The sequence below is a fragment of the Variovorax boronicumulans NBRC 103145 genome, assembly GCF_001591345.1.
Classification (GTDB): Bacteria; Pseudomonadota; Gammaproteobacteria; order Burkholderiales; family Burkholderiaceae_C; genus Variovorax; species Variovorax boronicumulans.
This window is the reverse complement of the sequence record NZ_BCUS01000099.1, coordinates 1-24,400: the sequence shown is the minus strand read 5'-3', so window position 1 is coordinate 24,400 and position 24,400 is coordinate 1. Positions and strand designations below refer to the sequence as shown.

At 69.1% G+C, this 24,400-nt stretch carries 26 protein-coding genes and 1 pseudogene; 12 read left to right on the top strand and 15 right to left on the bottom strand.

Annotation, left to right across the window (positions count from 1 at the left end; genetic code table 11):
* The coding region (locus VBO01S_RS23650; protein ID WP_157627436.1) for a response regulator at nt 1–381 on the bottom strand (381 nt) is incomplete at its 3' end.
* Between the two features lie 181 nt (nt 382–562).
* Between VBO01S_RS23650 and VBO01S_RS23645 the strand changes: the two genes are divergently transcribed.
* Complete coding sequence (locus tag VBO01S_RS23645) at nt 563–1,747, top strand: DesA family fatty acid desaturase (RefSeq protein WP_062479973.1); 1,185 nt, start codon at nt 563–565, stop codon at nt 1,745–1,747.
* A 21-nt stretch (nt 1,748–1,768) separates the two neighbouring features.
* On the opposite strand, the gene VBO01S_RS23640 is transcribed toward VBO01S_RS23645, so the two are convergent.
* Together VBO01S_RS23640 and VBO01S_RS23635 are read right to left on the bottom strand one after the other, a co-directional pair.
* Nucleotides 1,769–2,293 carry an OsmC family protein gene (locus VBO01S_RS23640; RefSeq protein ID WP_062479971.1) on the bottom strand — a complete coding sequence of 175 codons (525 nt, stop codon included), beginning with the start codon at nt 2,291–2,293 and terminating at the stop codon, nt 1,769–1,771.
* 119 nt (nt 2,294–2,412) lie between these two features.
* On the bottom strand, nt 2,413–2,925 hold the full coding sequence (locus VBO01S_RS23635) for a universal stress protein (protein WP_062479969.1): 513 nt from the start codon (nt 2,923–2,925) through the stop codon (nt 2,413–2,415).
* A gap of 148 nt (nt 2,926–3,073) precedes the next feature.
* Between VBO01S_RS23635 and VBO01S_RS23630 the strand changes: the two genes are divergently transcribed.
* The 4 genes and pseudogenes from VBO01S_RS23630 to VBO01S_RS23620 all read left to right on the top strand — a co-directional run bounded on the left by VBO01S_RS23630 (nt 3,074) and on the right by VBO01S_RS23620 (nt 5,283).
* Nucleotides 3,074–3,661 carry a hemerythrin domain-containing protein gene (locus tag VBO01S_RS23630; protein WP_062479967.1) on the top strand — a complete coding sequence of 196 codons (588 nt, stop codon included), beginning with the start codon at nt 3,074–3,076 and terminating at the stop codon, nt 3,659–3,661.
* Between the two features lie 65 nt (nt 3,662–3,726).
* Nucleotides 3,727–4,290 (top strand): annotated as a pseudogene (locus VBO01S_RS33260) (HD domain-containing protein); the annotation flags it as partial.
* A gap of 27 nt (nt 4,291–4,317) precedes the next feature.
* Nucleotides 4,318–4,812, top strand: a complete 495-nt coding sequence (locus tag VBO01S_RS33065) for a GNAT family N-acetyltransferase (RefSeq protein ID WP_255221183.1) — start codon at nt 4,318–4,320, stop codon at nt 4,810–4,812.
* A gap of 42 nt (nt 4,813–4,854) precedes the next feature.
* Nucleotides 4,855–5,283: a hypothetical protein gene (locus VBO01S_RS23620; RefSeq protein ID WP_062479965.1), complete on the top strand. Its 429-nt coding sequence runs from the start codon at nt 4,855–4,857 to the stop codon at nt 5,281–5,283.
* A 39-nt stretch (nt 5,284–5,322) separates the two neighbouring features.
* On the opposite strand, the gene VBO01S_RS23615 is transcribed toward VBO01S_RS23620, so the two are convergent.
* The 4 genes from VBO01S_RS23615 to VBO01S_RS23600 form a co-directional block, all read right to left on the bottom strand.
* Complete coding sequence (locus tag VBO01S_RS23615; protein ID WP_062479963.1) at nt 5,323–5,769, bottom strand: universal stress protein; 447 nt, start codon at nt 5,767–5,769, stop codon at nt 5,323–5,325.
* A 103-nt stretch (nt 5,770–5,872) separates the two neighbouring features.
* A complete protein-coding gene (locus VBO01S_RS23610) occupies nt 5,873–6,418 on the bottom strand; it encodes an Rrf2 family transcriptional regulator (RefSeq protein WP_062479961.1) in 546 nt (181 codons plus the stop codon).
* Nucleotides 6,419–6,453: 35 nt separating this feature from the next.
* A complete protein-coding gene (locus VBO01S_RS23605) occupies nt 6,454–7,152 on the bottom strand; it encodes a Bax inhibitor-1/YccA family protein (RefSeq protein ID WP_062479959.1) in 699 nt (232 codons plus the stop codon).
* A gap of 180 nt (nt 7,153–7,332) precedes the next feature.
* Nucleotides 7,333–7,668, bottom strand: a complete 336-nt coding sequence (locus VBO01S_RS23600) for a hypothetical protein (protein WP_062479977.1) — start codon at nt 7,666–7,668, stop codon at nt 7,333–7,335.
* A gap of 244 nt (nt 7,669–7,912) precedes the next feature.
* Here VBO01S_RS23600 and ycaC point away from each other — a divergent pair, with 244 nt between their 5' ends.
* The 4 genes from ycaC (at nt 7,913) to VBO01S_RS23580 (ending at nt 11,242) form a co-directional block, all read left to right on the top strand.
* Complete coding sequence (gene ycaC / locus VBO01S_RS23595) at nt 7,913–8,539, top strand: isochorismate family cysteine hydrolase YcaC (RefSeq protein ID WP_062479957.1); 627 nt, start codon at nt 7,913–7,915, stop codon at nt 8,537–8,539.
* Nucleotides 8,540–8,546: 7 nt separating this feature from the next.
* Nucleotides 8,547–9,236 (top strand): isochorismatase family protein, encoded by a 690-nt coding sequence (locus VBO01S_RS23590; protein ID WP_062479955.1) that lies wholly within the window; start codon nt 8,547–8,549, stop codon nt 9,234–9,236.
* A 93-nt stretch (nt 9,237–9,329) separates the two neighbouring features.
* Nucleotides 9,330–9,926, top strand: a complete 597-nt coding sequence (locus tag VBO01S_RS23585) for an NADPH-dependent FMN reductase (protein WP_062479953.1) — start codon at nt 9,330–9,332, stop codon at nt 9,924–9,926.
* A gap of 98 nt (nt 9,927–10,024) precedes the next feature.
* Nucleotides 10,025–11,242: an acyl-CoA dehydrogenase family protein gene (locus VBO01S_RS23580; protein WP_062479951.1), complete on the top strand. Its 1,218-nt coding sequence runs from the start codon at nt 10,025–10,027 to the stop codon at nt 11,240–11,242.
* Between the two features lie 22 nt (nt 11,243–11,264).
* On the opposite strand, the gene VBO01S_RS23575 is transcribed toward VBO01S_RS23580, so the two are convergent.
* The 5 genes from VBO01S_RS23575 to VBO01S_RS23555 all read right to left on the bottom strand — a co-directional run bounded on the left by VBO01S_RS23575 (nt 11,265) and on the right by VBO01S_RS23555 (nt 18,386).
* Complete coding sequence (locus VBO01S_RS23575; RefSeq protein WP_062479949.1) at nt 11,265–12,521, bottom strand: Zn-dependent hydrolase; 1,257 nt, start codon at nt 12,519–12,521, stop codon at nt 11,265–11,267.
* An 18-nt stretch (nt 12,522–12,539) separates the two neighbouring features.
* Nucleotides 12,540–13,979: a dihydropyrimidinase gene (gene hydA, locus VBO01S_RS23570; protein ID WP_062479947.1), complete on the bottom strand. Its 1,440-nt coding sequence runs from the start codon at nt 13,977–13,979 to the stop codon at nt 12,540–12,542.
* Nucleotides 13,976–15,511: an NCS1 family nucleobase:cation symporter-1 gene (locus tag VBO01S_RS23565; protein WP_082818246.1), complete on the bottom strand. Its 1,536-nt coding sequence runs from the start codon at nt 15,509–15,511 to the stop codon at nt 13,976–13,978. The genes hydA and VBO01S_RS23565 overlap by 4 nt, the downstream gene beginning before the upstream one ends.
* Before the next feature lie 124 nt (nt 15,512–15,635).
* Nucleotides 15,636–16,946 (bottom strand): NAD-dependent dihydropyrimidine dehydrogenase subunit PreA, encoded by a 1,311-nt coding sequence (gene preA / locus VBO01S_RS23560; protein ID WP_062479945.1) that lies wholly within the window; start codon nt 16,944–16,946, stop codon nt 15,636–15,638.
* 69 nt (nt 16,947–17,015) lie between these two features.
* On the bottom strand, nt 17,016–18,386 hold the full coding sequence (locus tag VBO01S_RS23555) for an NAD(P)-dependent oxidoreductase (protein ID WP_370681668.1): 1,371 nt from the start codon (nt 18,384–18,386) through the stop codon (nt 17,016–17,018).
* Between the two features lie 253 nt (nt 18,387–18,639).
* On the opposite strand from VBO01S_RS23555, the gene VBO01S_RS32480 reads away from it, so the two are divergent.
* A complete protein-coding gene (locus tag VBO01S_RS32480; RefSeq protein WP_062479943.1) occupies nt 18,640–20,091 on the top strand; it encodes an aminotransferase-like domain-containing protein in 1,452 nt (483 codons plus the stop codon).
* Nucleotides 20,088–20,825: a TetR family transcriptional regulator C-terminal domain-containing protein gene (locus VBO01S_RS23545; protein WP_062479941.1), complete on the top strand. Its 738-nt coding sequence runs from the start codon at nt 20,088–20,090 to the stop codon at nt 20,823–20,825. Before VBO01S_RS32480 ends, VBO01S_RS23545 begins: the two co-directional genes overlap by 4 nt.
* On the opposite strand, the gene VBO01S_RS32755 is transcribed toward VBO01S_RS23545, so the two are convergent.
* Nucleotides 20,822–22,147: a PhzF family phenazine biosynthesis isomerase gene (locus VBO01S_RS32755; RefSeq protein ID WP_169805081.1), complete on the bottom strand. Its 1,326-nt coding sequence runs from the start codon at nt 22,145–22,147 to the stop codon at nt 20,822–20,824. The two genes, VBO01S_RS23545 and VBO01S_RS32755, sit on opposite strands and share 4 nt — an antisense overlap.
* A 2-nt stretch (nt 22,148–22,149) precedes the next feature.
* Nucleotides 22,150–23,136: a Bug family tripartite tricarboxylate transporter substrate binding protein gene (locus tag VBO01S_RS23535; RefSeq protein ID WP_062479939.1), complete on the bottom strand. Its 987-nt coding sequence runs from the start codon at nt 23,134–23,136 to the stop codon at nt 22,150–22,152.
* Between the two features lie 102 nt (nt 23,137–23,238).
* Between VBO01S_RS23535 and VBO01S_RS23530 the strand changes: the two genes are divergently transcribed.
* Nucleotides 23,239–24,069 carry an AraC family transcriptional regulator gene (locus tag VBO01S_RS23530; protein ID WP_062479936.1) on the top strand — a complete coding sequence of 277 codons (831 nt, stop codon included), beginning with the start codon at nt 23,239–23,241 and terminating at the stop codon, nt 24,067–24,069.
* A 9-nt stretch (nt 24,070–24,078) separates the two neighbouring features.
* Here the strand turns inward: VBO01S_RS23530 and VBO01S_RS23525 are convergent.
* On the bottom strand, nt 24,079–24,400 hold a 322-nt coding region (locus VBO01S_RS23525), incomplete at its 5' end, for a winged helix-turn-helix domain-containing protein (protein WP_174543687.1).

Sequence of the window (24,400 nt, the reverse complement as noted above, 5' to 3'; positions counted from 1 at the left end):
CGACGCGTCGGGCGTGAGGCGCCGCAGCACGGCCTTGACGCGCGCCGCCAGCTCGCGCAGGTCGAAGGGCTTGGTCACGTAGTCGTCGGCGCCCACTTCGAGGCCCACCACCTTGTCCACCGGGTCGCCGCGGCCGGTGACGATCACGAGGCCGCAGCGCCAGTTCTCGCGCATGTGGCCGGCGATGGAAAAGCCGTCTTCGCCGGGCAGGCCGAGGTCCAGCAGCACGAGGTCGGCCGGGTCGGCGGCCATGAGCGAGCGCAGCGCCGCGCCGTCGTGGATCTGGGTGACGCGATAGCCGTGGCCCTGGAGGTAGTTGGCCAGCAGCAGCGTGATGTCGACCTCGTCGTCGAGCACCGCGATGTGGGGGGCAGAAGTCATGCGGGGGCTGGGAGAAAAAACGCCGGCGCCACGGGGAAGGGCGCAGGGAGCCCGGAAGCGTAGCACGCAAGGCGCGGCTCTGGCAGCGGCAGCGCCCGCCGTTGATCTGGCGCAAGGCCTGCGGGCGGGGCGCTTCCGAGAATCGCGCCCGTTGTCCACAGGGTCCAGAAGGTACGAACGAATGGCATCTTTTCTTTTCTCGGGCGCGCTCGACCTCCCGTGGTGGGGCGTGCTGCTGGCCGCACTGGCGCTGACGCACGTCACCATCGCCTCGGTCACCATCTTCCTGCACCGCCACCAGGCGCACCGCGCGCTCGACCTGCATCCCATTGCCAGCCACTTCTTCCGCTTCTGGCTGTGGATGACGACAGGCATGGTCACCAAGCAGTGGGCCGCGGTGCACCGCAAGCACCACGCCAAGTGCGACACGCCCGACGACCCGCACAGCCCGCAGGTGGTGGGCCTGAAGCGCGTGCTCTGGGGCGGCGTGCTGCTGTACGTGGCCGAGGCGCGCAACCCCGAGACGCTGAGCCGCTACGGCCACGGCACGCCCGACGACTGGCTCGAGCGGCGGCTGTACACGCGCTATCAGACGCTGGGCATCACCTGCATGGGCCTGATCGACATGGCGCTGTTCGGCGTGCTGCCGGGTGCGCTGGTGCTGCTCGTGCAGATCGCGTGGATTCCGTTCTGGGCCGCCGGCGTGGTCAACGGCATCGGCCACTTCTGGGGCTACCGCAACTGGCCCGCGTCGGACGCGAGCACGAACATCTTTCCCATCGGCCTGCTGATCGGCGGCGAGGAGCTGCACAACAACCACCACGCGTTCCCGACCTCGGCCAAGCTGTCGAACAAGTGGTTCGAGTTCGACATCGGCTGGGTCTACATCCGCGCGTTGCAGGCGCTGGGGCTGGCAAAGGTGAAGCACCTGGCGCCGAAGCCGCGCCTCACCGCGCCGCGCGCCACCGTCGACCTGCTCACGGTGCAGGCGGTGATCCGGCACCACTACGACGTGCTGTCGAACTACTCGCGCTCGCTGAAGCAGGCCTGCACCGAGGAGCTGGCGCGGGTGCATGCGCTCGCGCCGAACAAGGCCCGCGCATTGCGCGCCGCGCGGCCCTGGCTCGGCAAGGAAGAGAAGGCGCTCGACGCCACGCGCCATGCCCAACTCACGCAAGCGCTGGTGGCTTCGCAGGCACTGGAAACGATGTACGCGATGCGGCGCGAGCTGACCGCGCTGTGGAGCCGCTCGGGCGCCACGGGCGAACAGCTCGTGAAGCGGCTGCAGGACTGGTGCGAGCGCGCCGAAGCCAGTGGCATCGCACCGCTGGCGGCCTTTGCGGTGCGACTGCGTTCCTACGCCTGAGGACGGCCCTCGCCGGTGCCGTCAGGCCGGCCCGACCTGCACCGCCACCTTGAGCGGCACGGCCCGGCGCAGCGCACTGCCCACCGGGGAGTGGGCCTCGGCCCAGTGCACGAGGTCGCGCAACGCCTGTTCCGGCACGCCGTCCGCGGCGATCCGCACCGCGACGTGCATGCGGCTGGGGCCGGCGGGCACGGAGGCCGGTTCGCCGAGCAGGCCGCGGCTGTCCGACTGGCTGCCGACGACCACTTCGAGGGTCGTCAACGCGATGCCGAGCTGCGCCGCCCGCATGGCGATCACGGTCGTTTCGCAACTGGCCAGGGCGGCGCGCATGAACCAGCCGGGGGATGGCGCTTCAGCCTTGCCTCCGATGGCCTTCGGCATGTCGGTCGCGATGGATTCCCCCGTGGGCCCGGTCACGCGAAAGTGCAGGCCCGACACCAGCGTGGCCGTGGCCGGCTTGTCCTGGGTCAGGGCGTCCTGGGGATGCGTCGCGAAGTGGCTCGCGAGGGTGTCCATGGACTGCCGGATGTGCTGGGGTGAGCTCATGACGCTGCTCCTTGAAGCGGGGAACGGGCGGGCGGCTCTTGCGCGAAAGAAGCCGCGAGCGGAGCAGGCCATTCTGGGCGCGGTGCCGGGCCCCGTCAAACCGGCGGCGGGTGGCCGGCCTACTGGTTCGCGACCTGCCCATCCGGCAGGCTGAAGCGCTCTGACTCCACCTTGGCCGCGGCTTCGGGCGCGCGGATCAGCAGCACCGGCACGGGCGCGACCCGCAGGATGTGTTCCGCGCTGCTGCCTATGGCCCAACGGCTCAGGCCGCGCCGCCCGTGCGTGCCGAGCACGATCAGGTCGGCCTTCGAATCGACGGCTTCGGTCACCACCTGGTCGTGGACCGCGCCGGCCTTGAAGCCGTCGCGCAGCACGACCTCGGCCTCGACGCCTTCGGCCTGCGCCTGGGCGCGGGCGTTCTCGAGCAGCGTCACGGCGTTGGCGCGCAGCGCCCCGAGCCAGTCGCCCGAATGGCCGACGTAGACGTCCATGCCGAGCGCGAACGAGAGTTCGTCCAGGATGTGAACGATGCGCAGGCGCCCACCGGTGAGCTTGGCCAGGCGGATGGCTTCGGCCAGGCCTTCGGCGGAGGTGGAACTGCCGTCGACGGGAACCAGGATGCGTTGGTACATGGTGTGGAACCTCCAGGGTGCGTTGATGAGAAAGAGGAGATGCCATGCCAGTCTGTGCCTGGCTGCATGCACGGGCCTTGATCTGGAACAAGCCCCGGCCGCGTCGGACTTGCGACCCTTGGGGCCTTCGAAAGAAGGAGACCCCGCCATGACCCATGCCGCCGTCCGGATCATTCGCCAGGAGCACGCCGCGCTGGCGGCCATGCTGCGTTCCATCGTGATGCTGCTCGACCAGCACCGCCGCAAGGGCACGATGCCCGACTTCGCGACGTTGCGCGCGATGCTGTTCTACGTGGACGAGTTTCCCGAGAAGCGGCACCACCCGAAGGAGACCGAGCTGCTCTTTCCCCGGCTGCGCGCCTGCACGCCGATCTCGCGCGACCTGATGGACAAGCTGGACAACGACCATGCCTGGGGCGAGCGCAAGATCCGCCATGTCGAGCACGCGCTGCTCGCCTTCGAGATGCTCGGCGAGCCGCGCCGCCTGGCCTTCGAGCAGGCGATGAACGAGTACGTGAGCTTCTATCTGGACCACATGGCGCACGAGGAGCGCGAGATCCTGCCGCTGGCCGAGCGCGTGCTCAGCGCCGACGACTGGCGCGAGCTTGACGCGGCCTTCGGCGAGAACCGCGACCTGTTCTCCAACCACCCCGCGCCCGACGAGGTGTATGCGTCGCTCTTCACGCGCATCGTCAACGCGGTGCCCGCGCCGATCGGGCTGGGGCCGGCGCTGTAACGACGGCCTGCGTCCGGATCGCGTAGGCTCGGCCTGACACCCTTCAGGACGAACGAGACGGCGAGATGGACATCGATCAGATCAGGGGAAGGCTGGACTTCCTTCGCGAGGCCGAGCGCCTCAAGAGCGTGCTGCGCAGCGCGCACACGGCCTCGGGCCGCACCGAGAGCACGGCCGAGCACAGCTGGCGCCTGTGCCTCATGGCCATGGCCTTCGAGGACGAGCTGGCCGACCTGGACCTGCTCAAGGTGCTGAAGATGTGCGTGGTGCACGACCTGGGCGAGGCGATCCATGGCGACATTCCCGCCATCGTGCAAGGCGCGCATCCCGACAAGAGCGCGCAGGAGCGCGAAGACCTGCAGGTGCTCACGCGCACGCTCGATGCGCCGCTGCGCGCCGGCATCCTGGCGCTGTGGGACGAGTACGAAAAGGCCGAGACGCCCGAGGCCCGCGCGGTGAAGGCGCTGGACAAGCTTGAGACGCTGCTGCAGCACAACCAGGGCGCGAACCCGCCCGACTTCGACTACGAATTCAACCTCGGCTACGGCCAGAAGCACACCGGCAGCCGGCCGCTCTTTCGCGCCATGCGGGCTTTGGTGGATGCTGACACGCAGAAGAAGGTGGAGGCTGCGCGAAGGGCGCAGGCGGGGCCAGCGCTGCGTCCCGAGCAAGCGGGCGACGAAGCCGCGATCCGGCAACTGACGGTGGCGGCCTTTGCCGGCGCGGCGCATGCCGACGGGACCGAGCACCTCATCGTCGACGCCCTGCGTGCCGCCGGCCAGCTCACGCTGTCGCTCGTGGCCGAAGACGGCGGCGAGATCGTCGGCCACGTCGCGGTGTCGCCGGTGGCAGTTTCCGACGGCACGGCCGGCTGGCATGGCCTGGGGCCGATCTCGGTGGCGCCCGCGCGCCAGGGGCAGGGCATCGGCCGGCTGCTCATGGACGCCGCGCTGGCGGGCCTGCGCGACGCCGGCGCGCAAGGCTGCGTGCTGCTGGGCGACCCGGCTTTCTATGGCCGCTTCGGCTTCGTCGTGCGGCCCGGGCTGGTGTTGCCGGGCGTGCCGCCGGAATACTTTCAGGCCGTGTCGTTCCACGGCGCGTGGCCGGTCGGCGAGGTGCGGTACCACGCGGCGTTCGGCGTCGGTGCCTGACGCACGGACCGGGGGCGCAAGGCGTTCATAATCGCCCCCGTCATGCCTGCCCGCCACCTGCCTTCGGACACTGCCCATGCGCCGCGCGTGAAGCGCGCGCAGACCTCGGTGTCCGCGCGTTCCGCGACCCCCGAACCACCCCGCCGCCGCATCCATGACGGTGGTGCGTCCCGCAGCCTTGCGGGCTTCACCGCGATGGAGAGCAGCGCACCGGCCCGCGCGCCGTCGGCGGCGCGACCGCGCAACTGGCGCACGACCCTGCTGGGTGTGGCGCTCGGGCTGGTGATCGCGATGCTGTTGCTGATGAAGTGGCTGCTCGACTACCAGGTCGATGCGGCGCAGGCGCGCCACGCGCAGGAAGCCCAGGCGCGCACGCAGGCCGCGCGCTGCTTCGGCCGCGATGCCGGGCCGTCGTGCCCGCCGGCCGGTCGCACGGTCGTCGAGACCGTCGAGTCGGCCGCCACGCGGTAACCCCCGGGCACCGCGTGCGCGGTGCCTCGTTCGTTCAGTTCAGCGCAGCACCAGCACCGGAATGTGCGAATGCGTCAGCACGTGCAGCGTCTCGCTGCCCAGCAGCAGCCGTGCGAGGCTGCGGCGCCCATGCGAGGCCATCACGATCAGGTCGCAGTCCTGGTTCTTGGCGGCGTGGATGATGGCTTCGGCCACCTGGTTCGACTTCATGACCACCGCGTCGGCGCGGCGCACGCCCTTGGCCAGGGCGGTGTCGCGCACCGCATCGGCCACGCGCTGGGCCGCCTGCTCGACGTGTTTCTGGTTGGCCTCGAAATCCGTCTGGTTCAGCAGCATCGAGCCTTCGAAGTAGCCATAGGGCTGGATGTGCGCGACGTTGACGCTCACCAGCTCCGCGCCGGTCAGCAACGCGAGGTCGATGGCCGCGGCCACCGCCTTGTCCGACAGCGAAGAGCCGTCGGTTGCGACGAGAACACGCTTGTACATGGCAGGCTCCTTGGCCCCCGGCACCGCGGGTGCCCTCACTGCCCAGTCTAGGTCGCGGGGCCCGGTCTTTCAAGGCGCGGCGCAGCGGCCGCGCCGATCGCCGTCAGCTGCTCGTGCTGTGGCGCCGGCCCAGTGCGAACACCGAGTTCGGCGCGTCGACCACGAAGGGCTTGCGCACCGGCGAGCCGACCACGGCCGTGGTGCGGCGCGCGGCCGCGCTGGTGGCGGGTTGCACGCCCTTGGCCTTCTGTTCGTCGACCAGGCTCTGCAGCGAGATCGAGCGCAGGAACTCGACGGCGCGCAGGTTCACGGAGGCCCAGAGGTCGTCGATCTCGCAGCGGCCGGGTTCGTCGGCCGAGCCGGCGGCGCGCGGGCGGATCTTGCTGGCGCCCAGGTCCTCGATGGTGAGCACGATGTCGGCCACCGTGATCTCCGCGGCCTTGCGGCTGAGCGAGTAGCCGCCGCCGGGGCCGCGGGTGGATTCGACCAGCCCGTTGCGGCGCAGCTTGGCGAACAGCAGTTCCAGGTACGACAGCGAGACCTGCTGGCGCAGGCTGATCGAGGCCAGCGTGACGGGGCCCGAGCGGCCGTGCAGGGCGATGTCGATCATCGCGGTGACCGCGAAGCGGCCCTTGGTGGTGAGGCGCATGGTGTTTCCTTCCTTGCTTGTCGTTCTGTGTGCGCTTACTCGTCGCGGCCGCCGGCGATGCCCAGCAGGGCCAGCAGCGACTGGAACACGTTGTAGAGGCTCAGGTACACGCCCAGCGTGGCCGAGATGTAGTTGGTTTCCAGGCCGTCCTTCACGCGCTTCAGGTCGTGCAGGATGAAGGCCGAGAAGATGCCGATGGCGGCGACCGACAGCGTCATCATCAGCGCGCTCGACTGGATGAAGACGTTGGCGATGCCCACCACCAGCAGGCCGATGGCGCCCACGAAGAGCCACTTGCCCATGGCCGAGATGTCGCGCTTGATGACCGTCGAGAGCATGGCCATGCCCAGGAAGATGCCGCCGGTGCCGGCGAAGGCGGTCATCACCAGGCTGGCGCCGTTGGACAGGCCGAGCACGCTGCCGACCAGGCGCGACAGCATCAGACCCATGAAGAAGGTGAAGGCCAGCAGCACGGGCACGCCGGCGGCGGAGTTCTTGGTCTTCTCGATGGCGTACATGAAGCCGAAGGCGCCGCCGAGGAACACCATGATGCCGATGCCCGGCGACATGGCGCGCGTGAGGCCGGTGGCCACGCCGAGCCAGGCGCCCAGCACGGTGGGCACCATCGACAGCGCGAGCAGCCAGTAGGTGTTGCGCAGAACGCGGTTGCGTTCCTGGACCGAGGCCAACGGTGCGCCGAAGCTGGAGGGGTAGGCCGATTGGCTGGAGTTCATCGAAAAATCCTGAAAAAAGAGAGAGGGCCGGACGGGTCGCATGACACGTGCGGCGGGGCCGTCGAACGGCTGAAAAGAAGAGGCAGGGGCGTCGCGCTAAACGGGCGACGGGCCGGATCGGATGAGCGCAAACGCCCGGACTGCGACAGTCCTCAGGCGTTCGCTCGCCGCCGCGCGGCCTCAGGCGGCGAGGAGGGCGTGGGGCCGGGGTGGCCGCTTGGGCCGGTCGAGCAGCGGCGAGAGCACCGAGGTGGAGCCCAGCCGCGGCGGTTGCGCGGACAGCACCAGCAGGTTGCGCGCGTGGGGACGGGCATCGACCAGTTCGGCGTGCTCGGAGCCCGCTTCGTCCATGGCGGACGGGTCTTCGGACGACGTCTTGCCGATGTCCTTGTCACCGCCATCGGCCAGCGAGGCGGCGAGCGTCGCGACGGTCTGGCGTTCGCCGGACGACGACGTCACATGGTGGCCGCCGACCAGCCCGTGCGCGAGCACGGCGAAGCCGTAGCAGGACAGCATGAAAGCGAGGACGGTAGCGGCAAACCAGCGGGACATGTAGGGGTATTTTACCCGCCGCCACGGATCGGCTCCGGCGGGCGCGAATTCATCCGACCTGCGCGCACGGGTGTTGCCATCGTCCATCGGGTGGAACGCTGCAGGCAAATTTCGCCGACTACCGGACTTTCGGGCGCGCTTTTACGCTGACGGACATGCATCGGGGGCCATTTTTCCCCGGCATTCAACCTCGCAAAGGAAGCCTCTCATGTCCAAGCCTTACACCCGTCTCGACAAGAACGATGTCGCCGTGCTGCTGGTCGACCACCAGACCGGCCTGCTCTCGCTGGTGCGCGACATCGACCCCGACAAGTTCAAGAACAACGTGCTGGCCCTGGCCGACATCGCCAGCTACTTCAAGCTGCCCACGGTGCTGACCACCAGCTTCGAGAACGGCCCCAACGGCCCGCTGGTGCCCGAGCTGAAGGCCCAGTTTCCCGACGCGCCCTACATTCCCCGCCCCGGCCAGATCAACGCCTGGGACAACGAGGACTTCGTCAAGGCCGTGAAGGCCACGGGCAAGAAGCAACTGCTGATCGCCGGCGTGGTCACCGAGGTCTGCGTGGCCTTCCCGGCGCTGTCGGCGCTGGCCGAAGGCTTCGACGTGTTCGTGGTCACCGACGCCTCGGGCACCTTCAACGACGTGACGCGTCAGGCCGCGTGGGACCGCATGTCGGCCGCCGGCGCGCAGCTGATGTCGTGGTTCGGCGTGGCCTGCGAGCTGCATCGCGACTGGCGCAACGACATCGAGGGGCTGGGCACGCTGTTCTCCAACCACATCCCCGACTACCGCAACCTCATCACCAGCTACACGCAGCTGACCCAAGGAAAGTGAGCACCCCATGACCACGCCGAACACCGTCGCCAACTTCAACGGCGCCAAGCCCGTCATCGACCCCGACGACGCCGTGATGCTGCTCATCGACCACCAGAGCGGCCTGTTCCAGACCGTGAAGGACATGCCGATGACCGAGCTGCGTTCCAACGTCACCACGCTGGCCAAGGTCGCGACGCTGGCGAAGATCCCGGTCATCACCACCGCCTCGGTGCCGCAGGGGCCGAACGGGCCGCTGATTCCCGAAGTGCACAAGTACGCGCCGCATGCGCAGTACGTGGCGCGCAAGGGCGAGATCAACGCCTGGGACAACCCCGAGTTCGTGGCCGCCGTGAAGGCCACCGGGCGCGGCACGCTGATCATTGCCGGCACCATCACCAGCGTGTGCATGGCCTTCCCGAGCATCGCGGCGGTGCACGAGGGCTACCGCGTGTTCGCGGTGATCGACGCGTCAGGCACCTACTCGAAGATGGCGCAGGAGATCACGCTGGCGCGCGTGGTGCAGGCCGGCGTGGTGCCGATCGACACCGCGGGCGTGTGCTCCGAAGTGCAGAAAACCTGGCACCGCGATGACGCCGCGCAATGGGCCGAGGCCTACAGCGCCGTGTTCCCGCCCTACCAGCTGCTGATCGAGAGCTACATGAAGGCGCAGGAGGTCGTGACCAACAGCGAGCAGCTGGATTCGCAGCGCGCTTGATCATCCCGATGCGACACTGACGAACGCCGCGCCGCACGCGAAACGTGCGGCGCGGCTTTCCTTCTTCTTTCAACGCACGGCAAGGAGCCCCGCATGGACAGTCCCCGCATCCTGATCATTCCCGGCAGCGCCCGCGACGGCTCGCTCAACCGCCGGCTGGCGGCCGTGGCCGCGGCCACCGCGCGCGCGGCGGGCCTGCAGGTGACGGAGATGGACCTGCGCGCGCTGGCGCTGCCCGTGTACGACGGCGACCTCGAGGCTGCCTCGGGCGTGCCGGCCGGCGCGCACGAACTGCGCAGCGCCATCGCGGCGAGCGACGGCGTGCTGATCGTCACGCCCGAGTACAACGGCTTTCCCACGCCGCTGGTCATCAACGCCTTCAGCTGGCTCTCGCGCATTCCGCCGGGCGAGGGCCACGCGGGCGGGCTGGCCGCCACGGCCAACAAGCCGGCCGCTCTGCTGTCGGCCTCGCCCGGGCCGCTGGGCGCGCTGCGCTCGATGAACTTCCTGCGCCAGTACCTGCAGATGGCCTTCGCCATGCTGGTGGCGCCGCAGCAGTTCGCGCTCGGTCGCGCGAACGAGGCCTTCGAGGCCGACGGTGCGCTGAAGGACGCGCGCGCCGCGCAGTCGGTGCAGAAGGTGGTGGCGGCGCTGGCCGCACTCGCGACGGCGTTGCCCACGCCACGTTGATTCGCGCAGGGGCGGGGTTCGTGCTGTCGCGCGAACGACCGTCCCGATCCGCATCGCGACGTATCTTCGACCGCACATTGGAAGAAGGACGAGACGACATGCAATTCGAATTCACGCCCCGGGTGCTCGCGCTGCGCGCCGAGCTGCTCAAGTTCATGGACGAGCACGTCTACCCGAACGAGAAGCGCCGCGAGGAAGAGCTGGCCGCCAACGCCCGCGCCGGCCGCCCGTATGCCGAGCTGCCGATGATGGCCGGCCTCAAGGCCAAGGCGCGCGAGCGCGGCCTGTGGAACCTGTTCTTGCCCGAGTCGGAGCACGGCCCGGGCCTGACCAACGTCGAGTACGCGCCGCTGTGCGAGATCATGGGCCGGCGCTACTGGTGCGCCGAGATCTTCAATTGCTCCGCGCCCGACACCGGCAACATGGAAGTGCTGGCGCGCTACGGCACGAAGGCGCAGCAGGAACGCTGGCTCACGCCGCTGCTGGCCGGCGAGATCCGCTCGTCGTTCGCCATGACCGAGCCCGAGGTGGCCTCCAGCGACGCCACCAACATCCGCTGCAGCATCCGCCGCGAAGGCGACGAGTACGTCATCAACGGGCGCAAGTGGTACATCACCGGCGCCATGAACGAGCGCTGCGAGATCTTCGTGCTGATGGGCAAGACCGACCCCGACAACGCCGACCGCCACAAGCAGCAGTCGATGGTGCTCGTGCCCAAGAACACGCCCGGCATCACCATCGTGCGCGACATGCAGCTGCTGGGCATGTACGACCCGCCCTTCGGCCACCCCGAGATCGTGTTCGACAACGTGCGCGTGCCGGTCGAGAACATCCTGCTGGGCGAAGGCCGCGGTTTCGAGATTGCGCAAGGCCGCCTCGGCCCCGGACGCATCCACCACTGCATGCGCGCCATCGGCATGGCCGAAGCTGCGCTCGAGATGATGTGCCAGCGCCTGGTATCGCGTGTCGCCTTCCACAAGCCGCTGTCGGAGCAGGGCGTGTGGCGCGAGCGCATTGCCGAGTCGCGCATGCTCATCGAGCAGTCGCGCTGGATGGTGCTCAACGCGGCCTACCGCATGGACACCGTCGGCAACAAGGTGGCCGCGAAAGAGATCGCCATGATCAAGGTGCTCACGCCGAACAACTGCGTGAAGGTGATCGACTGGGCCATGCAGGCCTTCGGCGCGATGGGCTTGAGCCAGGACACGCTGCTCACGCACTTCTACGCCTACGAGCGCCACCTGCGCGTGGCCGACGGCCCCGACGAAGTGCACCGCAACGCGATCGCCAAGCAGGAGCTGGCGGCGTACCAGTAACGGCAGCGCCGCCGCGAGCGCGTCAGTCGACGCGCTTCGCGCGCTCCAGCATGGCGTGCAGCAAGACGTTGCAGCCGGCCGTCAGGTGGTCGGGCTGCGCGTCCTCGATCTCGTTGTGGCTGATGCCGTCCTTGCAGGGCACGAAGATCATGCCGGCCGGTGCCAGCCGCGCGGCATAGATCGCGTCGTGGCCCGCGCCCGACACCACGTCCATGGTCGAGTAGCCGAGCCGTTCGGTCGCGCGGCGCACCGCATCCACGCAATCGGGGTGAAACGGGCAGGGTGGAAAGTACGACACGCGCTCGATCGTCACGCCCAACCCGGTCTCGCGCCCCGTGCGCTCGACGAAGGCGAGGATCTCGCCGTGCATGCGGTCGAGCAATTCGCTGCTCACGTTGCGCAGGTCGACCGAGAACTTCACCTCGCCCGGAATCACGTTGCGGCTGTTCGGGTGCACCTGCACCATGCCGACCGTGCCGCGCCCGTAGGGCGGGTAGCGCAGCCCGATGGCCACCACCTCCTGCATGATCCGCGTCGCCACCTGCAGCGCATCGCGGCGCAGGTGCATCGGCGTGGGGCCTGCGTGCGCCTCCATGCCGGTGACGACGCAGTCGTACCACGAGAGGCCGAGCACCGCCGGCACCACGCCGATGACCTTGTCCGCATCTTCCAGCACCGGCCCCTGTTCGATGTGCGCCTCGAAGTAGGCGCCGATGGGGTGGTCGCCCGGCGTCTGGTCGCCGATGTAGCCGATGCGCGCCAGCTCTTCGCGCACCGTCTTGCCCTCGGTGTCTTTCGCGGCGTAGGCGTGCTCCAGGCTGAAGGCGCCGCAGAACACGCCCGAGCCCATCATCACCGGCACGAAGCGCGAGCCTTCCTCGTTCGTCCAGAACGCGACTTCGATGGGCGCTTCGGTGCGAATGCCCTGGTCGTTCAGCGTGCGCACCACTTCCAGTGCCGACAGCACGCCGTAGTTGCCGTCGAACTTGCCGCCGGTGGGCTGCGTGTCGATGTGGCTGCCCGACACGATGGGCGGCAGCGCGGGGTTGCGGCCTTCGCGGCGCATGAAGACGTTGCCGATCTTGTCGACCGTGATGCTCAGGCCGGCCGCCTTGCCCCACGACACCACGAGGTCGCGGCCCTGCTTGTCGAGGTCGGTCAGCGCCAGGCGCTTGACGCCGCCCTTGGGGGTGGCGCCGATGCGGGCCAGTTCCATCAGCGAGTTCCACAGGCGCTCGCCGTTGATCGTCAGCACCTGCGTGTCCACTGCTGCATTCATGTATGACTCCTTGGGGGTTCAGCGCGCCACGGCCGTGGGCGCGTGCTGCTGCTTGAAGCGTTCGAGCGCGGTGAACATCGGCGCGAAGGGCGGGCGCTTGAGGTAGCGGCCGGTGCCCGGCTCGGCGCGCAGATCGCCGTCGCGCCAGACCCAGCGGCCGGCACTGACCGTGTGCCTGGGCACGCCCGTTACTTGGCGGCCTTCGAAGATGTTGAAGTCGCTCTTCGAGTGCTGCGTCTTCACCGACAGCGTCTTGGTGGCCTTCGGGTCCCAGACCACGATGTCGGCGTCGGCACCGGGCTGGATCACGCCCTTGCGCGGGTACAGGTTGAACAGCTGCGCCGCGTTGGTCGAGGTGACACGCACGAACTCCGACGGCGTGAGCCGGCCGGCGTTGACGCCCGCATCCCACAGCACGGCCATGCGCTCTTCGACGCCGCCGCAGCCGTTGGGAATCTTCGTGAAGTCGTCGCGGCCGGCGGCCTTCTGCTCGGCGCAGAAGGTGCAGTGGTCGGTCGCCGTGGTGTGCAGGTTGCCGCCCTGCAGGCCGCGCCACAGCATGGCCTGGTTCTCGCGCGAGCGGAAGGGCGGGCTCATCACGTGGGCGGCAGCGCGCGCAAAGTCGGGGTCGCGGTAGGCGCTCTCGTCGACCACGAGGTGGCCGGCCAGCACTTCGCCGTACACGCGCTGGCCGCGCGCGCGGGCACGGGTGATGGCGTCGAGCGCCTCGCCGCACGACACGTGCACCACGTAGATCGGCACGCCCAGCACGTCGGCGATGGCGATGGCGCGGTTGGCGGCCTCGGCCTCGACCATCGGCGGGCGCGACAACGGATGGCCTTCGGGGCCGCGAATGCCCTGCGCCAGCAACTGCTGCTGCAGCATCGCGACCAGCTCGCCGTTCTCCGCATGCACCGTCGGCATGGCGCCGAGCTCCAGCGAGCGCTGGAAGCTCTTCACCAGGATCTCGTCGTCGGCCATGATCGCATTCTTGTAGGCCATGAAGTGCTTGAAGCTGTTCACGCCATGCTCGTGCACCAACGTGCCCATGTCCTTGTGCACGCTGTCGTTCCACCAGGTCACGGCCACGTGAAAGCTGTAGTCGCCGGCCGATTTCTCGGCCCAGCCGCGCCACATGCGAAAGGCGTCCATCAGCGACTGCTGCGGATCGGGAATCACGAAGTCGATGATGCTGGTGGTGCCGCCAGCCAGGCCGGCCGCCGTGCCGCTGAAGAAGTCGTCGGCCGCCACCGTGCCCATGAAGGGCAGCTGCATGTGGGTGTGCGGGTCGATGCCGCCGGGCATGACATAGGCGCCCCCGGCGTCGATCACCTCGGTGCCGGCCGGCACCTGCAGGTCGGTGCCGACCTGGAGGATCTTGTCCCCCTGGCAGAGCACGTCGGCACGGTGCTCGGCATCGGCGTTGGCCACCGTGCCACCGCGAATGAGAACGGTCATGGCGTGGGTTCCTTTTCTTTCTTGCTCCAGCTGGGGTTCTTGAGGGGTGGGACCAGGCCCTGAAGCTGCGGTGCGCGCGCCTTCATCAGCCCCATGTAGACCACGGCCGACAGCACCACGCCGACGAACCAGGCGTAGGTGTAGATCGTCTTGAAGAACTCGGGCATCGACGGCACGGCCGACGGAAAGGCGGCGTTGAGGAAGCCGGGGATGTTCGGCAGCACGCCGACGATGAAAGCGACGATGGCCGCCATGTTCCAGCCGTTGCCGTAGCTGTACGCGCCGTTCTCGCGGTAGAGCGCATCGACGTCCAGCTCCTTGCGGCGGATGAGGTAGTAGTCGGCAATCAGGATGCCGGCCACCGGCCCCAGCAGCGCCGAGTAGCCGATGAGCCAGGTGAAGATGTAGCCCTGCGTGGTCTCCAACACCTTCCACGGCATCATCACGATGGCGATGCCGGCCGTGATGTAGCCGCCCGTGCGGTACGAGATCTTCTTCGGGTTGAGGGCAGAGAAGTCGTAGGCCGGGCCCACGAGGTTGGCCGCCAGGTTCACGCTCACGGTGTCGATCAGCAGGATGATGAGCGCGAGCAGCACCGCGGCGCCGGTCATGCGGCTGGCCAGGTCCACCGGGTCCCACAGCGCCTTGCCGTAGATGACCACCGTGGCCGAGGTGACCATCACGGCCATCATCGCGAGCAGGCCCATGGGTGCGGGCAGGCCGATCACCTGGCCCACCACCTGGTCGCGCTGCGAGCGCGAGAAGCGTGTGAAGTCGGGGATGTTCAGCGCCAGCGTGGCCCAGAAGCCCACCATGGCCGTGAGCGATGGCCAGAACACGGCCCAGAACATGCCGGCCTTCTTTCCGCCCGCTTCGAACTGCGAGGGCTGGTCGAAGATCGGGCCCAGGCCGCCCGCGCGCTGCACGGCCCAGTAGAGCAGGGCGACGCACACGATGATCTTCAGCGGCGCGGTGTAGGTTTCGAGCCGGCGGATCGACTCGATGCCGTGCACCACGAAGTACAGCTGAATGGCCCAGAAGATCAGGAAGCACACGAGCTGCGCGCCATTGATGCCGAGCATCGGCAGCTTGTCGCCGCCCAGCGGCTGGCCCATGAGCACGCCGACCAGCGTGTAGATCATCTGGCCGCCGAACCAGGTCTGGATGCCGTACCAGCCGCAGGCCACGATGGCGCGCAGCAAGGCGGGCAGCCGCGCCCCGCGCGTGCCGAACGAGGCGCGCGCCATCACCGCATACGGAATGCCGTACTTCGCGCCGGCGTGGCCGATGAGCAGCATCGGCACCAGCACGATGGCGTTGCCGAGGAACACGGTCAGCACCGCCTGCCCCCACGACATGCCGCCTTCGATCAGGCTGGCCGCCAGCATGTAGGCGGGGATGCACATCACCATGCCCACCCAGAGCGCGGCGAAGTGGTACCAGCGCCACGTTCGCTGCGCCAGCGTGGTGGGCGCCAGGTCCTCGTTCCAGAGGTTTGCGGCGGGTGCGCCGCCGTGCTGTGGGGTCGTCATGTGGGTTTTCTCCTGCACGTGTGTCGTGCGTCTGGCCGTGTGGTCGTTCCCCTCCCGCCGCCGCCCGGTCTGCGCCGGGCTTGGTCATTCACTTGCTCACTCACTCGCTTGTTCGATATCCCGTTCAGGCGGGGCTGCCGGTGCGCATCGGGTTGTTGGGGTGCGTGGTCCAGTTGGCGTAGTGGCCGACCACCGGGTGGCCGGTGCGCGCGTCCGTCTCGCCGGCCTTCAGCGTGCGCATCGACAGCGCGCCGGGCACCGGGCAGATCGACACGCACAGGTTGCAGCCCACGCACTCTTCTTCCTTCACCTCGAAGAAGCGCATGCCGTCCTTGGTGGCGCTGATGGCCTGGTGCGAGGTGTCTTCGCACACCACGTGGCAGCGGCCGCACTGGATGCACAGGTCCTGGTGGATCACGGCCTTGTCGACGTGGTTCAGGTTGAGCTGCTGCCAGTCGGTGATGCTGCCGACCGCACGGCCGCGCAGCTGCTCCAGGTTGGCGTAGCCCTTCTGGTCCATGAAGTTGGAGAGGCCGTCGCACAGGTCCTGCACGATCTTGAAGCCGTAGACCATGGCGGCGGTGCACACCTGCACCGAGCCGCTGCCCAGCGCGATGAACTCGGCCGCGTCGCGCCAGGTCGAGACGCCGCCGATGCCCGAGATCGGCAGGCCGGCGGTCTGCGGGTCGCGCGCGATCTCGGCCACCATGTGCAGCGCGATCGGCTTGGCGCCGGGGCCGCAGTAGCCGCCGTGCGAGCCCTTGCCGTCGGTGTGCGGAAACATCGCCATCGCGTCCAGGTCGACGCCCATGATCGAGTTGATGGTGTTGATGAGGCTCACCGCGTCGGCGCCGCCCTTCTTGGCCGCGCGCGCGGCGGGGCGGATGTCGGCCACGTTGGGCGTGAGCTTCACGATCACCGGCAGCTTGGAGTAGTGCTTGCACCACTCGGCCACCATCTGGATGTACTCGGGCACCTGGCCCACGGCCGCGCCCATGCCGCGTTCGCTCATGCCGTGCGGGCATCCGAAGTTCAGCTCGATGCCGTCGCAGCCGGTGTCTTCCACCATCGGCAGGATGTTCTTCCAGGCCTCCTCGGTGCACGGCACCATGATCGACGCCACCAGCGCGCGGTCGGGCCAGTTGCGCTTCACGCGCGTCATCTCTTCGAGGTTGGTGCGCAGCGGCCGGTCGGAGATCAGCTCGATGTTGTTGAAGCCCGTCACGCGGCGGTCGGCCGCATACGACACGGCATAGCGCGGGCCGTGCACGTTGACCACGTTCGGGTCTTCGCCCACGGTCTTCCAGACCACGCCGCCCCAGCCGGCCTCGAAGGCGCGGACCACGTTGATCTCCTTGTCGGTCGGCGGCGCCGAGGCCAGCCAGAAGGGGTTGGGGCTGCGGATGCCCACGAAGTCGATGCTCAGGTCTGCCATGTGAATTGCTCCTGTCGCGCCACGGCGCGCTCGGATGAGAGGTAAAAAGGAAGAGAGGGCGCGGTCGCGTCAGGCCGCGCGCAGGTGGCGGTCGATGGACAGCGCGGCCTGCTTGCCGTCTTCCACCGCCTCGACCGTGAGGTCGCGCCCGCCGAAGCGCGCGTCGCCGCCGGCCCAGACCTTGGGGAGCGAGCTGCGGCATTCCGCATCGGTGCTGATGCGCCCGCCCTGCAGCTGCACGCCGCTGTCTTCCAGCGCCGTCGCGACAAAGCTCTGGCCGATGGCGCACAGCACCATGTCGGCCTGCAGCGCGAGGGCTTCACCCGTTTCGACCAGCTTGCCGTCGACCAGCGCGGTGCGCGCGAAGTCGATGCCGCGCAGCACGCCGCCCTTGGCGCGCAGGGCCTTGGGCGCGGCCCAGTGGATGATGCGCACGCCGTTCTCCTTGGCCCAGCTCTGCTCGTCGACCGAGGCGCCCATGGCCTCGGCGCCGCGCCGGTAGACGATGCTCACGTCTTCCGCGCCGAGCTTGCGCGACTGCACGGCCGCATCCACGGCGGTCATGCCGCCGCCGATCACCACCACATGGCGGCCGATGGCCACGTCGGCCGGCGATGCGGCCTGGCGCAGTTCGGCGATGAAGTCCACCGCATCGCGCACGCCGGCCTGCTCGCCCAGGCCCAGCGTGTTCACGCCCGCCAGGCCCAGGCCCAGGAACACCGCGTCGTAGCCGGTGGCGAGCGCGTCCAGGTGCAGGTCGCGGCCCAGTGCCTGGTTGTTGCGCACCTCGATGCCGCCGACCGACAGCAGCCACTCGATCTCGCGTTGCGCGAAGTTGTTCACCGTCTTGTAGCTGGCCAGGCCGTATTCGTTCAGGCCGCCCAGCTTGGGGCGCGCATCGAACAGCGTCACCTGGTGGCCCAGCACCGCCAGGCGGTGCGCGCAGGCCAGGCCGGCCGGGCCCGCGCCGACGACGGCAATGCGCTTGCCCGTGTCGGCCGCGCGCACGAACAGCGGCGCGCCGGGCGCGTCGAAGAAGGCATCGGTCGCATGGCGTTGCAGCAGGCCGATCTCCACCGGCTTGCTCTCGTTGCTGTTGCGCACGCAGGCCTGCTCGCACAGCACCTCGGTCGGGCACACGCGGGCGCACATGCCGCCCAGCGGGTTCTCTTCGAGGATGGTGCGCGCGGCACCGCGCAGGTTGCCGTCGGCGATGCGGCGGATGAAGGTCGGGATGTCGATGCCCGTGGGGCAGGCCGTCTGGCAGGGCGCGTCGAAACAGTAGTAGCAGCGCTCGGCCTCGATGTTGGCCTGCACCACGTTCAGCGGCGGGTGGGCGTCGCAGAAGTTCTTGGCGTACTGCGCGGGGTCGAGACGGCCGGCGCGCACATCGGAGGCAATGTGCGCGCTGGGCGCGACGGGATTCATCGTGCTGCTCATGGGCTTTCAAGCTCCAGGTCGTGGTGGGGTAACCGTGTGCGACATGAGAGATCGAGCCCTCATGAAGTTTGACCAAGTGGTCGAATGTCGCGATGATTCAGCAAACGAGGGGTGCCGCCCATACACAGTTGGCGCGGCGCACGAGAAAGTGTTTGCCGCTGCCGACCATGCTGTTTGGTGCACTCCCCAGCACAGTTGCCCAGGGCAAACCCTGTCCAGACAGGCCGCATGCGTTTCTCAAGGAGACCCGGTGATGCAGAGTTCAAGCAACGCGTCGGCGCTGCGCCAGCCGGCGCAGGCCGGTGCCGGTTGGATGCAGGGCCTGATGGGCGACATGGACGAAGCCGCGCCCGGCCTCGGGCTGGCGCAGCGCCTCGTGGTGGGTGTTGAGCTGCGCGTCATCGACGGGCGCCTCGCACCCGGCACCAAGATGCCTTCGGTGCGCGCGCTGGCCGGCAAGCTGGGCATCAGCACCTTCACCGTCACCGAGTCGTACAGCGCCTTGCGCGCGCGCTCGGTGCTGGCCTCGCGGCCGGGCAGCGGCTACTACGTGCTGCACCGGCCTTCTCGCATTGCATCCGACGACGCCGATGCGGTGCCGCGCATGACCGACACCGCCACGGCCCACGACCGCCCGCCACCCCCCGAATACCGGGGCGATGACCTGGTGCGCGAAGCCATGCGCCGCGTGGCCCGCTCGGCCCCCGAATGGGACAGCGGCACGCGACATGGTTTCGGCCTGCCGCGCCTGCGCGAACTGATCGCCGCGCGCCATCGCGTCGAATTGCCCGCACTGGGCCCGCAGCAGGTCATGACGGCAGCGGGCAGCCTCGGCGCCACGATGTGTTTGCTGCAGGCCTGGACCGAGCCCGGCGACGCGGTGCTGGTCGAATCGCCCGCACCGCGCCAGCTGCGCAGCCTGATCCGCACGCTGGGCCGTCGCATGCTCGAAGTGCCACGGCGCGGCGGCTGCCTCGACATCGCCGCGCTCGACGGCCATGCCGTGCTGTTGCCTGCGGCAAGCCGCCAGCGCCTGCTGTTCCTGTCGACGGCAGTTTCCAATCCGCTGGGCGTGTGCATGAGCCCGCAGGGCGCGCACCAGGCGCTGCAGGCGGCCGAGCGGCATGACCTGCGCGTGATCGAGCTCGACACCTGGCGCGGGCTCTCGCCGCTGCAGGCGCCCAGCCTTGCCGCGATGGACGGGCTGCAGCGCGTGGCGCAGGTCGGTGGCGTGTCGACCACGCTCTCGGCCAAGCTGCGGCTTGCACATGTGCTGCTGCCGCAGCATTGGGTCGACGATGCGGCCTTGCGCTGTCTGCACACCACGCTCGGGCCGAGCGAGTTCGAAGAGCGCGTGGCCTGCGAGGTGCTGGCCGATGCCGGCTATCCGCGCTTCCTGCAGAAGCTCAACACCGCGCTGAAGATCGCCGGTGAGCGCACGCTGTCGCTGCTGACCGGCGCGGGCCTGCAGGCGCTGTGCGTGCCCGATGGCGGCCCCTTTCTCTGCGCAGGCTGGCCGCCCGGCTGTGAGCCTCGTCCATCGAGCGATGCGGTGCTGCAGGAGGCGCGCAAGCAGGGCTTGCCGCTCGCGGCCGCGACCGATTTCGGCGACATGCCGCAGCCCTTTGCCTGGTATCGCTTCAACGTCGCGCACTGCGGCGACGAGCGACTGGTGCGCTTCCTGGCGCGGATGAAGAACCCATGAGTGCCGCGCCACCCCTGCGAACTGCGGCGCGTCCTCCCGCCGTGAAGCGCCAGGCCCGCCGCCAGAACCTCGAGAGCGCCATCCTCGCGGTGGCGCAGGAGCGCTTTGCCCTGCACGGCTACGGCGGCGTGTCGGTCGACGACATCGCGGCCGACGCGGGCATCTCCAAGCAGAGCCTGCTGTACTACTTCCCGTCGAAGAAGGCGCTGTACAGCCGCGTGTTCAACGACGTTCTCGACTCGTGGCTGTCGAACCTCAACAGCCTGGCCGACGCCGACCTCGACCCGCACGCCGCGCTGGAGCGCTACGTCACGCAGAAGCTGCAGTTCTCGTACGACCACCCTTCGGGCTCGCGGCTGTTCGCGCAGGAAATCATTTCGCAGGCGCCGCAATGCGCCGACGACATCGAGGCCAAGCTGGTACCGGCCTTCCGCGCCGAAGCGGCCGTGCTGAACCGTTGGATGGCCAATGGCGACGTGGCGCCGCTGCCGGTGCCGCACCTGCTGTTCACGCTGTGGGCCATGACGCAGACCTACGCCGACTTCGCCTGGCAGATGCGGATGCTGCTCGGCAAGCAGGCGTTGGAGCCGGCGGATTTCGACCTGGCCCGCGAGACCATCCTGCGGATGCTCGAAGGCGCGCTGGGGCTGAGGCGGCCCGCCACCTCGGCGGTGGTGACGAGCGGGCACGCTGCGCTGCCTTCCGTGGAAAAAGCCGGGAAGGAGCGGGCCTAGTCGCGCGTCTCGAGCACCATCGACACCTCGACCACGCCGCCGCGAGGCAGCGACGCGACGCCCACGGTGGTGCGAACCGGCAGTGGGGCATCGGGGACGATCCGTTGAAGGGCCGCAGAGGCCGCGTCCATCACCTGGGCGTGGTCCTTGAAGTCGCCGCAAGCCTGGAGGTAGCCGTTCAGTGCCACGACGCGCACGACGCGCGAGAGGCTGCCGAGCTCGTCCTGTGCCGCGCGCAGCAGGGCGCCGACAGCAGCCACTGCGGCCCGCTGGCCGCGCGGCACATCGTCGGGGCCGTCGAGCCGGCCTGTGATCACCTGGCCGTTCTCGCGCGCCACCACGCCGCTCGAATGCAGCAGGTTTCCCACTTGCGCGAATGTGGCGTAAGTACCCGATGGCTTGGCCCGCGCCACTTCAGGTGGGCACAGCTGGTCGAGCAAGAAATCTTCGGGCTGCGCATCGCAGGCCTCGCCGCCGACCCAGCACCCTTCCTGCGCGTTCGCATCCCATGGCAATCCCACGTGGATCGCGGAGGGCGAACCCATTGCTTCTCCCTGCCGCACGGTCACCGACAGCGCCTCGCGGCCGACCAGCCCGAGGTGGCGCAGGCCCCAGGCCAGCGCCGCGGCGGCGATGCCCGTGGCGGCGTCTTCCGGGTAGCCGGAAGATTTCGGAAATTGCCGCGCGCTGACCGTGTCGGTTTCGTCCCGTGACATGGCATAGGGATACAGCCCGGTGGACCCGAGACGTTCGCACAGCGATTCGACGCGCGCGAAGTCGACGCGCAAGGCGTGCAGCTGCGCGGTGTCGGCCAGGCGAACCAGCGTCTTGACCCGGCTGGTGGCGGCCTTGAGCACCGGCCCCACGATCTGCCCGACCTCGATGCCCAGGCACTGCGCGATGTCTTCGACCAGCAGCCGCTGCGTCACCTCTTCCACCGTGGCGCGCGGCTGGCTGATCTGCACCGTGCCATCGACGCGCCGGCCCGTGACGGTGCCGCTGAGCGTTTCGATCGCGACGGGCGCACCGTCCCATTCGCCGCGCCGGTGCAGCAGCCACAGCGCGCCGACCGTGGCGTGGCCGCACATTTCCATCTCGTGCTTGGGCACGAAGTAGCGCATGCGCAGCCGGTGCGCCGGTGTCGTCGGCTTCAGCACGAAGACGGACTCATGGCCGCTGAGCCGGGTGTGCTCCTGCATCTGCGCGGTGGAGAGCGCGTCGGCATCGAGCCAGACCGGCGCGGGGTTGCCGCCGACGGATGGATCGGGGCCGACGAACACGCGGATGTTCCGGCAACCGGGCGCAGAAAAAATCGCAGCCATCGTCAATCAGCCCTCGCGTTGACCGAGCGCGCGATGCCGCCCCAGAGCTTGATGTCGCCGCGGATCTGTTCCTCGAACACCTCGGGCCGCACGCTCCACGGCGTCACGCCCTTGGCCAGCATGTCGGCGCGCAGTGCCGGGTCTTTCATCGCGGTGTCGAGTGCGGCGCGCAGGCGCTGCACCACCGGCTGCGGCGTGGCGGCCGGTGCCATCAGGCCATACCAGAGCTGCGGCTTGAAGTCCTTGATGCCGGCTGCCTCGAAAGTCGGCAGGTCGGCGAAACCCGCCGACGGTTCACTGATGGCCAGCGCGCGCATGCGGCCGCCGCGCACCTGCGCGAGCAGCGCGGGCGGGTTGTCGAACAGCGCCTGGATCTGGCCTGCCATCAGGTCGGCCTGCGCGGGCGCGGCGCCGCGGTAGGGCACGTGCGTCATCTCGATGCCGGTGCGCTGCTTGAAGAGTTCGCCCGCCAGGTGGCTCAGGCTGCCGTTGCCGATGCTGCCGTAGTTGAGCGCCTGCGGGTTGGCCTTGGCGTAGCTGACGAAGTCCTTCACCGTGCGCGCCGCCAGCGCGGGCGTGACCACCAGCACGAAAGGCGTAGTGCCGATGGTGCCGATCGGCACCAGGTCCTTGAGGGGGTCGTACGGGAGCTTGGGGTACACCGCATCGGCCGAGGCGATGGTGGTCGTGGTGCTGGCCACCAGCGTGTAGCCGTCGGGGTTCGCCTTCGCGCCGAAGCCCGTGCCCACGGTACCGCCCGCGCCCGAGCGGTTGTCGATGATCACCGACACACCGAGCGCGGCCTGCAGCCGCAGCTGCACCGAACGGAAGATCACGTCCGTTCCGCCGCCGGCGGGGAAGGGTACGATGATGGTGATCGGCTTCACCGGGTAGGCCGGATCGGAGGCCGGCCACGAGGCGGTCGGCCCGTACAGGGCACCGGCGGCGGCCAGGCCCAGGAGCGCGCGGCGCAGAGGTTGAGTAGTCATGGGGTCTTCTTGCAGGAGTGGTTCTTCCGATTCTGTGGAGCGCGCGCCAACGCGTGCGCCCGATTGCGACATGCGCGGCTTCGAATGCGACAAGGAATGGCCATGCCACTGACTTCCAGCCACCCGCCGCCCCGCCAATCACTGTTCGTCGAACGGCTGTCTCACCAGGCGACGATGGCCGCCAACACCCGCGACCACTACGCCACCGACGCGCACGTGCACGATTGCGACATGCTGTTCGTGCCCATCGCAGGCCGCTTCAGCGTGGGCGATGCGCAGGACGAGGCGCAGCGCCTCGGGCCCGGCCACTTCGTCTGGTTCGCGGCGGGTAGCGCGCATTCGACGACCACGCTCACCGCCGGCCAGAGCCATGTCGCGGTCTACGTCGATCCGGCGCTGTGGGCCACGGCCTTGCAGGCGCAGGGCGTCGTGCGGCCCCCGCAAGGCATGCGCGCCGGCAGCACCGCGCTGGGCGCCCTGTCGCAGCGGATGTTCGAATCGACCCGCGCGGGCGACAGCGAGAACTACGTGCTGTGCGGCGCGCTCGTGATGGAGGCCGCGCGCCTGAGCGCCAACCCGTTGTCGGAGGGCGACGCCTCGCCGGCGTTGTGGGTGGCCGAGCTGCTGGCCGAAACGATGCTGCGCGATCTGGCGCAACCCCTGTCGCTCGACGCCTTCGCCCAGCAGCACCGGCTGTCGCGCCGGCAGGTGGAGCGGATCTTTCGCGCGAAGCACGGCATCTCGCCGCTGGAGTTTCTGCAGCGCCAGCGCATCGAACGGGCCGTGTACCTGTTGCAGACCACGCGGGACTCGGTGCTGTCCATCGCGCTGCAGGTCGGCTGGGAGTCGGCGTCCTATCTTTCGCGGATGCTGGAGAAGACCTGGGCGAAGACGGCGACGCAAATTCGCGCGGCAGCCCCTCGACAAAACTAGCCTGGCCGCTCAGGCCGGCGGCGGCGCTTCCCACGCGAAGCCCACGCCATACACCGACCGAATCCAGTCGTGCGCGGGCGTCACCGCGCCGAGCTTGCGGCGCAGGTTCTTCACGTGGCTGTCGATGGCGCGCTCGGTCACGTCCACCGTGTCGTCGTAGGCCAGCTCCAGCAGCCGGGCGCGCGAGAAGATGCGGCCCGGGTGCCGCGACAGCACCTGCAGCAGACCGAACTCGCGGCGCGTGAGGTTCAGCGGCGTACCGTCGAGCGAGGCGCGCCAGTGCACGTCGTCGAGCACGAGGCCCGGTGCATCGCCCGGTGCGCCCGGCGCC

What these genes read in the sequence shown, in the direction of transcription:
- VBO01S_RS23645 (WP_062479973.1), top strand. Translation starts at nt 563, where the DNA reads ATGGCATCTTTTCTTTTCTCGGGCGCGCTCGACCTCCCGTGGTGGGGC.
- VBO01S_RS23600 (WP_062479977.1), bottom strand. Translation starts at nt 7,668, where the DNA reads ATGCTGTCCTGCTACGGCTTCGCCGTGCTCGCGCACGGGCTGGTCGGC.
- hydA (WP_062479947.1), bottom strand. Translation starts at nt 13,979, where the DNA reads ATGACCGTTCTCATTCGCGGTGGCACGGTGGCCAACGCCGATGCCGAG.
- VBO01S_RS23590 (WP_062479955.1), top strand. Translation starts at nt 8,547, where the DNA reads ATGACCACGCCGAACACCGTCGCCAACTTCAACGGCGCCAAGCCCGTC.
- VBO01S_RS32755 (WP_169805081.1), bottom strand. Translation starts at nt 22,147, where the DNA reads ATGGCTGCGATTTTTTCTGCGCCCGGTTGCCGGAACATCCGCGTGTTC.
- VBO01S_RS23585 (WP_062479953.1), top strand. Translation starts at nt 9,330, where the DNA reads ATGGACAGTCCCCGCATCCTGATCATTCCCGGCAGCGCCCGCGACGGC.
- ycaC (WP_062479957.1), top strand. Translation starts at nt 7,913, where the DNA reads ATGTCCAAGCCTTACACCCGTCTCGACAAGAACGATGTCGCCGTGCTG.
- VBO01S_RS23530 (WP_062479936.1), top strand. Translation starts at nt 23,239, where the DNA reads ATGCCACTGACTTCCAGCCACCCGCCGCCCCGCCAATCACTGTTCGTC.
- VBO01S_RS23615 (WP_062479963.1), bottom strand. Translation starts at nt 5,769, where the DNA reads ATGTACAAGCGTGTTCTCGTCGCAACCGACGGCTCTTCGCTGTCGGAC.
- preA (WP_062479945.1), bottom strand. Translation starts at nt 16,946, where the DNA reads ATGGCAGACCTGAGCATCGACTTCGTGGGCATCCGCAGCCCCAACCCC.
- VBO01S_RS23640 (WP_062479971.1), bottom strand. Translation starts at nt 2,293, where the DNA reads ATGAGCTCACCCCAGCACATCCGGCAGTCCATGGACACCCTCGCGAGC.
- VBO01S_RS23555 (WP_370681668.1), bottom strand. Translation starts at nt 18,386, where the DNA reads ATGAGCAGCACGATGAATCCCGTCGCGCCCAGCGCGCACATTGCCTCC.
- VBO01S_RS23575 (WP_062479949.1), bottom strand. Translation starts at nt 12,521, where the DNA reads ATGAATGCAGCAGTGGACACGCAGGTGCTGACGATCAACGGCGAGCGC.
- VBO01S_RS23620 (WP_062479965.1), top strand. Translation starts at nt 4,855, where the DNA reads ATGCCTGCCCGCCACCTGCCTTCGGACACTGCCCATGCGCCGCGCGTG.
- VBO01S_RS23535 (WP_062479939.1), bottom strand. Translation starts at nt 23,136, where the DNA reads ATGACTACTCAACCTCTGCGCCGCGCGCTCCTGGGCCTGGCCGCCGCC.
- VBO01S_RS23565 (WP_082818246.1), bottom strand. Translation starts at nt 15,511, where the DNA reads ATGACGACCCCACAGCACGGCGGCGCACCCGCCGCAAACCTCTGGAAC.
- VBO01S_RS23545 (WP_062479941.1), top strand. Translation starts at nt 20,088, where the DNA reads ATGAGTGCCGCGCCACCCCTGCGAACTGCGGCGCGTCCTCCCGCCGTG.
- VBO01S_RS23580 (WP_062479951.1), top strand. Translation starts at nt 10,025, where the DNA reads ATGCAATTCGAATTCACGCCCCGGGTGCTCGCGCTGCGCGCCGAGCTG.
- VBO01S_RS23635 (WP_062479969.1), bottom strand. Translation starts at nt 2,925, where the DNA reads ATGTACCAACGCATCCTGGTTCCCGTCGACGGCAGTTCCACCTCCGCC.
- VBO01S_RS32480 (WP_062479943.1), top strand. Translation starts at nt 18,640, where the DNA reads ATGCAGAGTTCAAGCAACGCGTCGGCGCTGCGCCAGCCGGCGCAGGCC.
- VBO01S_RS23605 (WP_062479959.1), bottom strand. Translation starts at nt 7,152, where the DNA reads ATGAACTCCAGCCAATCGGCCTACCCCTCCAGCTTCGGCGCACCGTTG.
- VBO01S_RS23610 (WP_062479961.1), bottom strand. Translation starts at nt 6,418, where the DNA reads ATGCGCCTCACCACCAAGGGCCGCTTCGCGGTCACCGCGATGATCGAC.
- VBO01S_RS23630 (WP_062479967.1), top strand. Translation starts at nt 3,074, where the DNA reads ATGACCCATGCCGCCGTCCGGATCATTCGCCAGGAGCACGCCGCGCTG.